This is a genomic window from Sinorhizobium glycinis (assembly GCF_001651865.1).
Taxonomy (GTDB): Bacteria; Pseudomonadota; Alphaproteobacteria; order Rhizobiales; family Rhizobiaceae; genus Sinorhizobium; species Sinorhizobium glycinis.
Genome location: NZ_LPUX01000047.1, coordinates 64,408 through 77,609, shown reverse-complemented (window position 1 = coordinate 77,609; position 13,202 = coordinate 64,408). Strand labels below are relative to the sequence as shown.

At 64.2% G+C, this 13,202-nt stretch carries 14 protein-coding genes; 8 read left to right on the top strand and 6 right to left on the bottom strand.

What is annotated here, in order from left to right:
• Window positions 1–2: 2 nt before the first annotated feature.
• The 5 genes from AU381_RS02115 to AU381_RS02095 all read left to right on the top strand — a co-directional run bounded on the left by AU381_RS02115 (window position 3) and on the right by AU381_RS02095 (window position 5,638).
• Window positions 3–1,004 carry an ABC transporter ATP-binding protein gene (locus AU381_RS02115; RefSeq protein WP_064240171.1) on the top strand — a complete coding sequence of 334 codons (1,002 nt, stop codon included), beginning with the start codon at window positions 3–5 and terminating at the stop codon, window positions 1,002–1,004.
• Window positions 1,001–1,774, top strand: coding sequence for an L-iditol 2-dehydrogenase (locus tag AU381_RS02110; protein WP_064240170.1), 774 nt, complete (start codon window positions 1,001–1,003; stop codon window positions 1,772–1,774). Before AU381_RS02115 ends, AU381_RS02110 begins: the two co-directional genes overlap by 4 nt.
• 40 nt (window positions 1,775–1,814) lie before the next feature.
• Window positions 1,815–3,299 carry a mannitol dehydrogenase family protein gene (locus AU381_RS02105; protein ID WP_064240169.1) on the top strand — a complete coding sequence of 495 codons (1,485 nt, stop codon included), beginning with the start codon at window positions 1,815–1,817 and terminating at the stop codon, window positions 3,297–3,299.
• 4 nt (window positions 3,300–3,303) lie between these two features.
• Window positions 3,304–3,972, top strand: coding sequence for an HAD family hydrolase (locus tag AU381_RS02100; protein WP_064240168.1), 669 nt, complete (start codon window positions 3,304–3,306; stop codon window positions 3,970–3,972).
• Window positions 3,973–4,054: 82 nt separating this feature from the next.
• Window positions 4,055–5,638, top strand: coding sequence for an FGGY-family carbohydrate kinase (locus tag AU381_RS02095; protein ID WP_064240219.1), 1,584 nt, complete (start codon window positions 4,055–4,057; stop codon window positions 5,636–5,638).
• A gap of 223 nt (window positions 5,639–5,861) precedes the next feature.
• On the opposite strand, the gene AU381_RS02090 is transcribed toward AU381_RS02095, so the two are convergent.
• Entirely contained in the window at window positions 5,862–6,656 is a 795-nt protein-coding gene (locus AU381_RS02090; protein ID WP_064240167.1) for a response regulator, read from the bottom strand.
• Between the two features lie 177 nt (window positions 6,657–6,833).
• Here AU381_RS02090 and rsiA1 point away from each other — a divergent pair, with 177 nt between their 5' ends.
• The 3 genes from rsiA1 (at window position 6,834) to AU381_RS02075 (ending at window position 9,264) form a co-directional block, all read left to right on the top strand.
• Window positions 6,834–6,992, top strand: coding sequence for a NepR family anti-sigma factor (gene rsiA1 / locus AU381_RS02085; RefSeq protein ID WP_244520010.1), 159 nt, complete (start codon window positions 6,834–6,836; stop codon window positions 6,990–6,992).
• A gap of 8 nt (window positions 6,993–7,000) precedes the next feature.
• Entirely contained in the window at window positions 7,001–7,552 is a 552-nt protein-coding gene (locus tag AU381_RS02080) for an RNA polymerase sigma factor (RefSeq protein ID WP_064240165.1), read from the top strand.
• A gap of 206 nt (window positions 7,553–7,758) precedes the next feature.
• Window positions 7,759–9,264, top strand: a complete 1,506-nt coding sequence (locus AU381_RS02075; protein WP_064240164.1) for a sensor histidine kinase — start codon at window positions 7,759–7,761, stop codon at window positions 9,262–9,264.
• Between the two features lie 26 nt (window positions 9,265–9,290).
• Here the strand turns inward: AU381_RS02075 and AU381_RS02070 are convergent, their stop codons facing one another.
• The 5 genes from AU381_RS02070 to AU381_RS02050 form a co-directional block, all read right to left on the bottom strand.
• Window positions 9,291–9,722: a hypothetical protein gene (locus tag AU381_RS02070; RefSeq protein ID WP_064240163.1), complete on the bottom strand. Its 432-nt coding sequence runs from the start codon at window positions 9,720–9,722 to the stop codon at window positions 9,291–9,293.
• Window positions 9,723–9,841: 119 nt separating this feature from the next.
• Window positions 9,842–10,204: a DUF883 family protein gene (locus tag AU381_RS02065; RefSeq protein ID WP_064240218.1), complete on the bottom strand. Its 363-nt coding sequence runs from the start codon at window positions 10,202–10,204 to the stop codon at window positions 9,842–9,844.
• 148 nt (window positions 10,205–10,352) lie between these two features.
• On the bottom strand, window positions 10,353–11,135 hold the full coding sequence (locus AU381_RS02060; RefSeq protein WP_064240162.1) for a heme ABC transporter ATP-binding protein: 783 nt from the start codon (window positions 11,133–11,135) through the stop codon (window positions 10,353–10,355).
• A 5-nt stretch (window positions 11,136–11,140) separates the two neighbouring features.
• Entirely contained in the window at window positions 11,141–12,259 is a 1,119-nt protein-coding gene (locus AU381_RS02055) for a FecCD family ABC transporter permease (protein WP_064240161.1), read from the bottom strand.
• Window positions 12,246–13,193 carry a heme/hemin ABC transporter substrate-binding protein gene (locus tag AU381_RS02050; protein ID WP_064240160.1) on the bottom strand — a complete coding sequence of 316 codons (948 nt, stop codon included), beginning with the start codon at window positions 13,191–13,193 and terminating at the stop codon, window positions 12,246–12,248. Before AU381_RS02050 ends, AU381_RS02055 begins: the two co-directional genes overlap by 14 nt.
• Window positions 13,194–13,202 lie beyond the last annotated feature (9 nt).

The following is a 13,202-nucleotide window of genomic DNA, read 5'->3' as shown; positions in this document are numbered from 1 at the left end:
TCATGGGAAGCATTACACTCAAGAACGTCTCGAAGGTCTTCGGTGCCCACGCGGTGATCCCGTCGATCGATCTCGATATCAATGATGGCGAGTTCGTCGTCTTCGTCGGCCCTTCCGGCTGCGGCAAGTCGACGCTTCTGAGGCTGATTGCCGGGCTCGAGGACGTCAGCGACGGCGCGATCGTCATCGACGGCAAGAACGCCACAGAGCTTCCGCCGGCAAAGCGCGGCCTTTCGATGGTGTTCCAGTCCTACGCGCTCTATCCCCATATGAGCGTGCGCGCCAATATCGCCTTCCCGCTGAAGATGGCGGGCGAGGACAAGGCGGTGATCGACAAGAAGGTGGCCGATGCGGCCCGCGTGCTGAACCTCACCGATTACCTCGACCGCAAGCCGCGCCAGCTTTCCGGCGGCCAGCGCCAGCGCGTCGCGATCGGCCGGGCAATCGTCCGCCAGCCGGAGGCCTTCCTGTTCGACGAGCCGCTCTCGAACCTCGACGCGGCGCTGCGCGTCAACATGCGCCTCGAGATCAGCCAGCTTCACCAGCAACTGAAGACGACGATGATCTATGTCACCCACGACCAGGTGGAGGCCATGACCATGGCCGACAAGATCGTCGTCCTGAACCGCGGCCGCATCGAGCAGGTCGGCTCGCCGCTCGACCTCTATCACCGGCCCGACAATCTCTTCGTCGCCGGATTCATCGGCTCGCCGAAGATGAACTTCATTTCCGGTAGCCAGGCGGCCGGCCATCAGGCCCATACGATCGGCATCCGGCCGGAGCACCTGGTGCTTTCGAAGGACCACGGCACGTGGCAGGGCACGGTGGGCGTGGCGGAGCACCTTGGCTCCGACACCTTCCTGCATGTGAACGCCGATGCCATCGGCACCCTGACGGCGCGTGTGAGCGGCGACTTCGCCGTCACGCATGGCGACCGTGTCTTCCTGACGCCGGACCCGCAGCGCCTGCACAAGTTTGACGAAAAGGGACTGGCAATTCGATGAAACGTCTTGAGGGAAAGAGCGCGCTGATCACCGGATCGGCGCGGGGAATCGGCCGCGCTTTCGCCGAGGCCTATGTGCGCGAGGGCGCCACCGTGGCGATCGCCGACATCGATATCGAGCGGGCACGCCAGGCGGCTTCGGAGATCGGCCCGGCGGCCTATGCTGTCGAAATGGACGTCACCCGGCAGGAGTCGATCGATGCGGCGATCGCCGCGACCGTCCGGCAGGCCGGAGGGCTCGACATCCTTGTCAACAATGCGGCCCTCTTCGACCTCGCGCCGATCGTCGAGATCAGGCGCGAAAGTTATGAGCGGCTCTTCTCGATCAATGTCGCCGGCACGCTCTTCACGCTGCAGGCGGCGGCGAAGCAGATGATCGCGCAAGGGCGGGGCGGCAAGATCATCAACATGGCAAGCCAGGCGGGCCGGCGCGGCGAGGCCCTGGTCGCCGTCTATTGCGCGACGAAGGCGGCGGTCATCAGCCTCACCCAGTCCGCCGGCCTCGATCTTATCAAGCACCGCATCAATGTGAACGCCATCGCCCCCGGCGTCGTCGACGGCGAGCACTGGGACGGCGTCGATGCGCTGTTCGCCAGATACGAGAACCGTCCCCTTGGCGAGAAGAAGCGGCTGGTCGGGGAGGTCGTCCCCTACGGGCGCATGGGCACGGCCGAGGATTTGACCGGCATGGCGATTTTTCTCGCTTCTTCCGAAAGCGACTACGTCGTGGCGCAGACCTACAACGTCGACGGCGGCCAATGGATGAGCTGAGGCTTCGTCCAAAGGACGGGTTCTCGAAAGGAACGATAGGATGACGACCAAACTCTCGCTTGCCGCGCTCGACGCCATCACGGCCAAGGCTGGTGTTCCGAAGTATGATCGGCACGCCCTGCGCGCCGGTATCGTCCATTTCGGTGTCGGCAACTTTCATCGCGCCCATCAGGCCGTCTATCTCGACGATCTCTTCAACCAGGGGCGCGATCATGACTGGGCGATCATCGGGGCAGGTGTCCTTTCATCGGACGAGGTGATGCGCGCCAAGCTCGAGGCGCAGGATTTCCTGACCACGGTGGTCGAGCAGGACAACAACCGCACCGGCGCGCATGTCACCGGCGCTATGATCGCCTATCTCAGGCCCGGCGACATTGCCGCAATCGTAGCCCAGCTCGCCAGCCCGCTCATTCGCATCGTATCGCTGACCATCACCGAAGGCGGCTATTTCATCGATCCGGCTTCTGGAGTCTTCAACCCCGCCCACCCGGCGATCGTCGAGGATGCCCGGAACCCAACAACGCCGAAGACGGTCTTCGGCCTCATCCTGGCAGGCCTTGCCGAGCGCAGGGCGCGGGGCATACCGCCCTTCACCGTCATGTCCTGCGACAATATCCCGGGCAATGGCGAAGTCACCCATGCGGCCGTTTCCGGCCTTGCACGCCTGTCCGATCCGGGCTTTGCCGACTGGATCGACGCCAATGTCGCCTTCCCGAACGGCATGGTCGATCGCATCACGCCGGCGACGGGGCCGCGCGAGATCGGCATCGTCGCTTCGGACTACGGCATCGAGGACGCCTGGCCGGTCTTTTGCGAAGAGTTCAAGCAGTGGGTGCTGGAGGACCATTTCCCGCAAGGTCGCCCGGCGCTCGAGAAGGTCGGCGTCCAGTTCGTGCCCGACGTCGCCCCCTATGAGCACATGAAGATCCGCATCCTCAATGGCGGGCACGCGGCGATCGCCTATCCGGCGGCTCTGCTCGACATTCATTTCGTGCACGAGGCGATGGAGGAGCCGCTGATCCGCGCGTTTCTGGCCAAGCTCGAGCACGAGGAGATCATCCCGGTCATACCGCCGGTGCCCGACACGGACCTGAAGGACTACTACAAGCTCATCGAAAAGCGTTTCTCGAATCCGAAGATCGGCGACACGATCGCCCGACTGGCGCAGGACGGCTCGAACCGGCAGCCGAAATTCATCCTGCCTTCGACAGCCGATCGTCTGGGCCGCGGCGAGGACGTGGTCGGGCTGTCTCTCGTTTCCGCCCTCTGGTGCCGCTACTTCGCCGGCACCTCCGACAGCGGCAGGAACATCGTCTTCAACGATGCGAGTGCCGATCGGTTGCAGGAGGCGGCGATCGCGGCCAAGGCCGACCCCATGGCCTTCCTCGCGCTTTCCGACATTTTCGGCGAGGTGGCGCAATCCGAGCTTTTCCGCCGCCGGTTTGCCCACGCCTTGAAAACACTTTGGGAAAAGGGTACGCGCGCCACGCTGCAACTCTATCTGGACGATAAACTCGGGGTATGACGCGATGGCGGAGCACGCCTCCAGACTGGTCATTTTCGACTGCGACGGCGTGCTTGTGGACAGCGAACCGATCTCGCTCGGCGTGCTGGTCGAGGCGCTTGATGCGGCCGGCGTTTCGATGACGACGGAAGAGGCGAGCGAGCGCTTCCTCGGCCGCAGTCTCCAGAGCATGTCGGCGATCCTGCATGACGAATACGGGCTTGCGACCGATAATGCGTTTCTCGAAGCGATGAGGAAGCGGCTCTATGCCCGGTTCCGACAGGAGCTGACGCCCGTGCCGGGGATCCGCCGAGCGGTCGAGCAGCTTGATGCGGCCTGCTGCGTCGCCTCTTCGAGCCAGCCGGAGCGCATTCGTCTGTCACTGGCGGTGACCGGCCTCATCGATCTCTTCGAGCCGCACATCTTCAGCGCCACCATGGTGGCGCGCGGCAAGCCGGCTCCCGACCTTTTCCTGCATGCGAGCGCTGAAATGGGCTACGCCCCGGCCAACTGTACCGTCATCGAGGACAGTCCGGCCGGCATCGAGGCGGCCAAGGCGGCGGGCATGCGGGTCTTTGCCTTCGCGGGCGCCAGTCACGCCCGCAACGAGCGGCATCGGCAGGTGCTCGCCAGCCTTGGTCCCGACGTGCTGTTTGACGACATGGACGAATTGATACAGTTTGTCCGGCAGTAGGGAGGGCAGGGTGGAGCGGCCCGGCCGCGCTGCTCTGCAAGCCGAAAATCCAACCATCTTCTCGGGACGGGGTCATCCATTGATGCGCGAGTATGTCGTGGCGGTCGATATCGGAACCGGCAGCGCCCGCGCCGGCATCTTCGACCGGAAAGGTGCGCTTCTGGCCCGGGCCGACCGGGCCATTGCCATGAACCGGCCGGAGGAGAACCACGCCGAGCACGATTCCGAGGATATCTGGGCTGCCGTCTGCGAAGCGGTGCGGGCGGCGCGCGAGAAGGCGGGGATAGGCGCCGAGAGCGTCGCGGCGATCGGTTTCGATGCCACCTGCTCGCTGGTGGTGCGCGACGGGGACGGCGCGCCGCTCTCGGTCAATCGCCATGGCGAGCCGCGCTGGGACACGATCGTCTGGCTCGACCACCGGGCGCTCGCAGAGGCGGATTTCTGTACGGCGACCGAGCATCCGGTCCTTGATCATTCGGGCCGGGTGATGTCGCCGGAGATGGAGATGCCGAAGCTGATGTGGCTGAAGCGGAACCTGCCGCATCAGTGGGAGAAGGCAGGCTATTTCCTCGATCTCGCGGATTATATGTCCTGGCGGGCGACGGGGAGTGCGGCGCGGTCGCGCTGTACCCTGACGGCGAAATGGAACTACCTCGCTCATAGGGAGCGTGGTTGGCAGCAGGATTATCTCGAACGGATCGGTCTCGGGGACCTTCTGACGCGCGGCGGATTGCCCGAGGAGACGCTGCCGGTGGAGCGCGCCGTCGGCGGCCTCACGGCGACCGCGGCGGCTGAACTGGGCCTTGACACCGGATGCCGGGTCGCGCCGGGACTGATCGACGCCTATGCCGGCGCGCTGGGCGTGCTCGGCGGTTTCGCCGGCGACCCGGCGAAGCTCGAACGCCAGTTGGCGCTCATCGCCGGAACGTCGAGCTGCATCGTCGCCTTCTCGAAGGAGATGAAGCCGGGTTTCGGCATGTGGGGACCCTATTTCGAGGCAGTGCTACCCGGTTTCTGGCTGATCGAAGGCGGGCAGTCGGCGACGGGCGCGTTGCTCGATCATGTCGTGCGCCTCCACGGGGCCGGGCTGCAGCCGACGGCCGAAACCCACAGGAAGATCATCGAGCGCGTGCAGGAATTGCGCGCCGAGTACGGCGACAGCTTTGCCGATCGCTTGCATGTCCTTCCCGATTTCCACGGCAATCGCTCGCCCCTTGCCGATCCGCATGCGCTTGGCGTCATCAGCGGTTTGGCGCTTGATTCGTCCTTCGACGCACTCTGCCGCCTCTATTGGCGGACCTGCGTCGCCATCGCACTTGGCATCCGCCACATTCTTGAGACGATGAGGGAGGCGGGCTACGACCTCGACACGCTCCATGTTACCGGCGGCCACGTGCGCAATCCTTTGCTGATGGAGCTTTACTGCGACGCCACCGGGTGCCGGGTGGTGGTGCCGCAGGCGCCGGATGCCGTTCTGCTCGGGACGGCCATGGCAGCCGCCGTGGCAGGTAACATCTATCCGGACCTCGCGCATGCGGGTGGCGCCATGGCCTCCACGGGGCAGGAGCGGCGACCGGATCCGGCGCTGCGCGATCTCTACAACCGCGATTATCGACGCTTCCTGGCGCTCTATCGCCACCGCGCTGAACTGGAATCGATCGAATAGCTGAAACTTTGAGGTTTTCGCGGAACCTTTTTTTCTCTCGCGCATTATTGGCAATGACCGAGCGGAGACGCACATCGCCCCCAATGTGACGTCGGAGGCATACCGCCGGTTGCCAACTCACATCCCCCCTCAGTGAGTTGCATAACCTCAGCCAGTGCCATTCCCTCGGCACTGGCTGTTTTCCTTTGTGGGGCTGGATTGCTCAGGTGTAGGGCTGGATTGCTCAGGCGGCGGCCTTCGTCGATTCGTTGAAGAACAGTGCCTGGCTGATCAGCGCCTTGACCATTTCGGGGTTGAAGGGCTTCGTCACCAGGAAGGTCGGTTCCGGCCTTTCGCCGGTCAGGAGCCGCTCGGGGAAAGCGGTGATGAATATGACCGGTACGGCGCTGGTCTTGAGGATTTCGTTGACCGCGTCGATACCGGAACTGCCGTCGGCGAGCTGGATGTCGGCGAGCACCATTCCCGGCTCGGCCATCTTGAAAAGAGCGATCGCCTCGTCCTTGGTCCGTGCGATGCCGGTCACCCGATGGCCGAGACTTTCGACCATCTGCTCGATATCGATGGCGATCAGCGGCTCGTCCTCGATGATCATGATGTCGGTTGCAACCTGGCGGGAGATCTCCTGCGAAGCGCGGTCGAGCAGGGAGGTCAACTTGGCCGCATCGACGTCAAGAACCTCCGCGGCCTCCTGAGGGGTGAAGCCCTCGACGGATACGAGCAGGAAAGCCTGGCGGGCGACCGGAGAAACGGCCGCAAGATTGACGGAGGCGCGCTGCTCCCAGGCGAAGGGCGAAACGGGCTCGGGGACGAGCACCGACGAAGAGCCGAACAGCGATGTGAAGAGACGAAACAGGGCGACCCTGTCGCTGCTGGCATCGGGGAAGATGGAGGTATCGGCGATCAGCGCTTCGAGAACCGCCGCGACATAGGCGTCGCCCGATGTCTGAGTTCCGGTCAATGCACGCGCGTAACGGCGCAGGTAGGGAAGAAATGGAGCGATGCGGGTGGACAGTGTCATGCAGGACTCCCTCAATCCATGTCTCTGATCTTTGTTCCGCTGCGGAAACGTCCCGAGGAAAAAAAGGTTCCGGAGTGGAACATTTCAATTTTCCGTCGCGTTATTGGTGCAGGCGAAGTTTCAGAGGGCGGCAGTCATACAATGAGATATACTTCAGGGGCAGGGCGGACGGCCAGCATGCGGCCGAAGTCTGACGATCCGAATGCGCAGATCGCGGCAAAGCTGAAGGCGCTTTATGTGTCGGTACAGGAAGAGGGGATTCCGGCTCGCTTCCTCGATCTTCTCGAAAAGCTCGAAGCCGTGGAAAAACGTTCCATGCTGGATGGCAAGGAGTAGGCGCCGGGATGTCGGAAAATCAAGAGTTCAAGCGTGAGATGCTTGCGGCCCTGCCGAGCCTGCGCGCCTTTGCCATGTCGCTGATCGGGCGCCACGACCGGGCCGACGATCTCGTGCAGGACACGATCATGAAGGCGTGGGCCAAGCAGGACCATTTCGAGATGGGCACCAACATGAAAGCCTGGCTCTTCACGATCCTGCGCAACGAACTCTATAGCCAGATGCGCAAACGCGGCCGCGAGATTCAGGACAGCGACGGTCATTTCACGGAAACGCTGGCGCACCACCCGGAGCAATACGGTTCGCTCGATCTGCAGGACTTCCGGCGGGCGCTCGACCAGTTGCCTCCCGACCAGCGCGAGGCGATCATTCTCGTCGGGGCGTCGGGCTTCTCCTATGAAGAGGCTGCGACGATCTGCGGCTGCGCGCTGGGTACGATCAAGAGCCGCGTCAACCGTGCACGCCAGCGCCTGCAGGACATTCTCCAGATCCAGGGCGAGAACGACTATGGGCCGGATGAAACCTCGGCGCCCATTACTTCGCGTGCTTTCGTTTCCTGATAAATCCTCAGCTCGGCGACGCATCCTTCCATATTTCCGCTTTGCTATGCGCGTTTACTCGACGCAAAGATTGCTGCAGCGTCTTGAATCGCTGCATAGTTCCGCCGGGCATTCCCGCAGTGGGGAACGGGGAGCACGAAGTATGCCCCCGGGCGTTCCGCACCATTCGGTTCTGCCGGCGGAAGCAGGTTTGGAGTTCGGGCAGAATGCATGAAAAGGCTGAAGCAATGCTTCCGGCAATGGCTGAGACGCTCGGTTCGCGAGAGCGCCTCGAAGTCCTGCATGCGGCCGTTCCGGACATGTCGGTCGCCGACAGCGACTTCGAACCGCTGGCGAAACTGGCGGCCGGTCTTTTCGATGCGCCGATCGCTCTCGTCACGCTCGTCGATCATGAATGGGAATGGTTCAAAGCGGCAGTCGGCACGACGGAATCCCGCGTGCCTGTCGACGAATCCTTCTGCGCCCATGCGATCGGGGACCGCGATCGGGGCGCGTTCCTGGTGCTCGACGCGTCTCTACACCCGGTTCTGCGTCACAATCAAAAGGTCGCGCAGGCTCCTTTCCTGCGTTTCTATGCCGGCGCACCGATAATCCTGAGAGGACAGGCGGTGGGCACCGTCTGTGTTCTCGACAGGGTACCACGCGCCGAGGTCGCGGCGAAACAGCTCGACGCGCTGCAGGGGATCGCCGACGCCGCTGCCTCGCTGCTCAAGCTGAAGGACGAGGCGCGCCGGCGCGCACTCAAGGAGGCCGCGCTCTCCCGCGAGGAACAGCGGCTCGCCATGGCGCTTGATGCGGCCAATGTCGGCAGTTGGCTCTGGGATATCCGCGCCGGGACCGTTGCGGGCAACGGCGCGATGATGCGCATGTTCGAACTGCCGGCCGAGCGGATATTGAGCGCCAAGGCTGTCTTTGGTGCGATCCATCCGGACGATCGCGGCTCGACGTTTTCGAAGCTCAGGCAGGCGATGGCGGCCAACGAGGAATATGACGGCATGTTCCGGATTCGCGCGAACGGGCGCTGGCTGCTCGGTCGCGGCCGGGTCCACGACCGGGACAGCAAGGGTTCGGCGCTGACCTTTCTCGGCATGACGATCGATGTCACCGAACAGCAGGCTTCCGTGCAGCGGACCAGGCTGCTGCTGAAGGAATTGAACCATCGGGTCAAGAATACCCTCGCAATGCTGCAATCGCTCGCGCGCCAGACCCTTCGCCAGACCAGCGATCCGGCCGAGTTCATGACCGCCTTTGCCGGCAGGCTGCAGGCGATCTCCGAGGCGCATGGGCTGCTTTCGGACTACGAATGGGGGACGATCCGTCTCGCGGAACTGATTTCCAAGCAGCTTCGGCCCTATGTCAGCGACTATGCCGAGCAGGTGGAAATCCACAAGGACGAGGTCCTGCTCGGACCGGATCAGGCGGTCGGTCTCGGCCTGGTGCTGCACGAGCTGGCGACCAATGCGGTGAAATATGGCTCACTGTCGGTACCGAAGGGCAAGATCGTTCTGACGGCGCGCGGCGTCGTCGAGGAAGGCGGGGCCGTGCTGCATCTGACCTGGACGGAAGTGGGCGGGCCGCCGGTTCGCGACCCGCGCCGGCGCGGTTTCGGCTCGCTGCTGATCGAGCGGAGTCTCGACAAGATCATCGGCAGTTCCGTCAAGGTCGAATATCTGCCGGCCGGCGTCACCGCGCTGATCCGACTGCCGCTCTGAGCTCTCCCGAGTGAAGCAGCAAGCAATCAACGCCGCTTGCTGCGGCGCCTCCCTCTGCCGAGACCGAGGAGGAGGCCTACGGCTATCGCCGTACCGACGCCGATGAGCGGCTGCTTCCGCAGGATGCTTGTGCCCGCGGCGAGCGCCAAATTCGTCTGAAGCAATGAGCGGCGGCGCCGTTCGTCGACGAGACGGCGGTCGCGGGCGTTTCGTGCCGCCATAACGGCGACAAGGACCAGGGCGGCTGCCAGCAGCGCCAGGGCAATCGCCACAGAGGCAATGATGGGCGAATAATGCTCGGCGAGCACAAGTGCAATCGCCACGAGCGCGAAAACATAGGCGGTGACGAGAAGCACTCCGACGATCACCCATAACAGGGCGTTGCGCTTGATTCGCGAGGCCGCGGCGCCGAAATCGACTGCAAGCAAGGCGGTAAGGACGGCCCCTAGGGATTGCATGCCAATCTCTCCCCTTCATAACGCGCCAAAAGCAGGTGAATTCCCCCCGCTTGCAATCTGTCGCGCTCGCTTCGGCGCCGGCATTCGCTGGCAGGTCGATCCGTGGGCGGAGCCTGGAGCTAACGCCGCAGAAGGGCTGCCGCGATGAGGCCGATCGCCGCGGCTGCGCCGAGAGTGGCGACCGGATGTTCGCGCACTGCGCGGCGAACCTCTCGTTCGGTATCCGCGTAACGGCTGCGCAGATCGGAGAGCATCTGCTCACCACTCTCCAGCAGGTCTTGCAGGTCCGATTCGGCCTGTTTGCGGGTGCTGCGGACCTTGGACTTGGTCTCTCGCGAGGCTGCCACGCCGCGGTCGGCGATCAATGCCACGAGCTGCGCAATATCTTCCCGGATGTCATCAAGCTGATCCTCTATCGATGCGTCGACCGCACCGCCGTTGCGCTTCCTGGTGCTTGAACCTGAAAAGAGACCCGTCGCCATCTTGTCGCTCCCTACCTTCGCTGCATGCCGGCCGAAGGCCGGCGCATTCTCGGCGCGCCACCGGACCTGGCGCGCTCGAATCAACGCATGAGGGAGAAATTTGTTTCGACAAATCTTGACGTTGCCGCGGGGCGCGGGCGTCCGAATGTCAAAGCGACGCCGTTTGCGGCAGCACGAAGGGGACATCGCGTGCCGGCACGATCCCGACCTGCATCCGGCATCCGAAGACCGCTTCCATGGTCCCGTCGGTGAGGACGTCCTTCGGCGCGCCGAGGGCGCGGATGCGGCCGGCTTTCATCATCACCATCTGGTCGGCAAACATCGCCGTCAGGTTGAGGTCGTGCATCACCGCTATGACGCCGCCGCCTCCTTCGCAGAATTGCCGCGCCAGCCGCATGATGGTCAGCTGGTGGCGAATATCCAGGCTCGACACCGGCTCGTCGAGGAGGAGATAGCGGGGCTCGCCGTCGCTCACGGGTGCGGCGATCTGGCAAAGCACGCGGGCAAGCTGGACACGTTGTTGCTCGCCGCCCGACAGCTCCTGGTAAAAGCGGCCGGAAAAGCCGGCGAGGTCGACGGCTTCGAGCGCATCGTCGACAATGCGGTCGGTGATATCGGCGCCACCGGTCGAAAGGCCAAGATCAACGATCTCCCGGACCGTGAACGGGAAAGAAATGACCGTCGATTGCGGCAGGACGCCCCTTTTCAAAGCCAGTTCCCAAGGCTTCAGCCGGCCGATATCGTGACCGTTGATGGTCACCTTGCCCAGGGAAATATGAAGTTCGCCGGAGATCGCCTTCAAGGTCGTCGTCTTGCCGGAGCCGTTCGGACCGACGATCGCCGTCATCCGTCCGGGTGCGGCTTCGAACGAGACGCCGTGGAGCACGGGCCGGCCGGCGAGGCGGACGGAGATGTCGGAGGCGCGGATCATGCGAGTCAGAGTCCCATGTTAGAGCGTCCGCGGAGCAGGACCCATAGGAAGAACGGTGCCCCGACGAAGGCGGTGATGATGCCGATCGGCAGCTCCGCGGGGGAAACGATCGTGCGGGCCAGCATGTCGGCAAAGGTCAGCATGGTGCCGCCGAGCAAGGCCGAAGCCGGCAGAAGGTAGCGGTGATCCGGACCGATGACGAGCCGCAGGAGATGCGGTACGACGATGCCGACAAAGCCGATGCCGCCGCTGACCGCCACGGAGGCGCCGGTTGCCGCGGCAACGCTGAAAATGGCGATGTTCTTGAGGCGCTGCACGGGCACGCCCATGTGGAAGGCGGCGGCCTCGCCGAGCGTGATCGCGTTCAGGCCCCGCGCCAGGAAGGGGACGACCGAAAGCGACAGGAGAATGATCGGCCCGGCGGCCAGGATCTTCGTCCAATTGGCGCCGGCCAGGGATCCGAGGCCCCAGAAGGTGAGATCGCGCAACTGCTTGTCGTCGGCGACGAAGACGAGCACCCCGGTGACCGCGCCGGTGAGAGCGCCAAGCGCTATGCCGGCAAGCAGCATCGTCGCCACCGAGGTCTGGCCCCCGCGCGTCGCGATGCGATAAAGGAGCATGGTCGTGGCGAGGCCGCCGCAGAAGGCGCCGAGCGGCAGCGCGTAGAAGCCGAAGAGCGCAAGGACCGGCCCAAACATGGTGCTGCCGAGAACGATCAGCAGGACGGCACCGAGGCTCGCGCCCGAAGACACACCGACCAAACCGGGATCGGCCAGCGGGTTGCGGAAGAGTCCCTGCATCACGACGCCGGAAACGGCGAGTGCCGCCCCGACCAGCATGCCGAGCACGGCGCGCGGCAGGCGGATATCCAGGATGATGATGCGATCGCGCATGCTCAGTGCCTGGTCGGCCGTATCGCCAACGAGCCAGCGGAGGACATTGGCAAGCGAAGCGTCGGCGGCGCCCGTCATGACCGAGGTCGCGAAGGTCGCGACGGCGAACACCGCGAGCGCGGCGATGAGCACGCGCGCCAGGCCGGATCGGTCGCCTTTTCGCCGCGCATTGGTGATGCCTGCAGCCAGGGCTGGTCCGCGCGCGCTATCCATCACCTCACTGCGAGGCATTGGTCTTCTTTCCGTAGATTGCCGTGTTCAGTTGCCGGATCGCGCTGGCGGTGCGCGGACCGAAACCGAGCAAGTGCAACCCGTCCATGCGGATGAGCGCCTTGTCTTTCGCCGCCGGCGTCAGGCTCAGAGCCGGGAGGGCGAAGAGTTCGTCGGAGCTTATCGCATGGCTTCCGCCCCGATCCATCATCAGGATGACGTCCGGCTTCGCCTCGACGATCGCCTCATCGGTCAGAGGCTTGTAGCCGGGAAAATTCCCGGTGGCATTGATTGCGCCGGCAAGGTCGATGATGCCGCTGGCGGCCGTGCCGGTGCCCGAGGCCATGATCTTGCCGCCCTGCGTGCTGAGGATGAACAGGACGCGCTTGCGATCGCTTGTCGGGCGTGCAGCGCTGTCGGCGAGTGCGGTGTCCAGCTCCTGCTCGACCGACTTGGCAAGGGCTTCGGCTTTGTCGGGCACGCCGAGGAAAGCGCCTACGGCACGTATCTTGGCTAGGATACCCGCCTTGTCATAGGTCTCGGCGATCGTTGTGAAGGGAACCTTCGCCTGCTTCAGCACGGCGAGCGCCTCGGGCGGGCCGCTGCCTTCGATGGCCACGATCGCCGCGGGGTTGGCGGCGATTATGCCCTCAGGCGCCAGTTGCCGCATATAGCCGACATTGGGGAGCTTCGCCGCCGCCTCGGGATAGGTGCTGGTCGAATCGCGGCCGACGAGCCGGTTTTCCTCGCCGAGCGCATAGATGATCTCGGTCACCGCGCCGCCGATCGAAACGACCCGGGAGGTGTCAGGCTGCTCGACGGTCTCGGCCATTGCAGGGCTGAGAAGGGAAGAGGAATGAGGCGCGATCGCCGGCAGCAGGAAGGGCGTCGAGAGCGCGAAGGCGGCGAGCGCCCATTCCCAGCGGCGCAGACGGCGGAAGTCGAAGCCGTTCATCCCGTACCT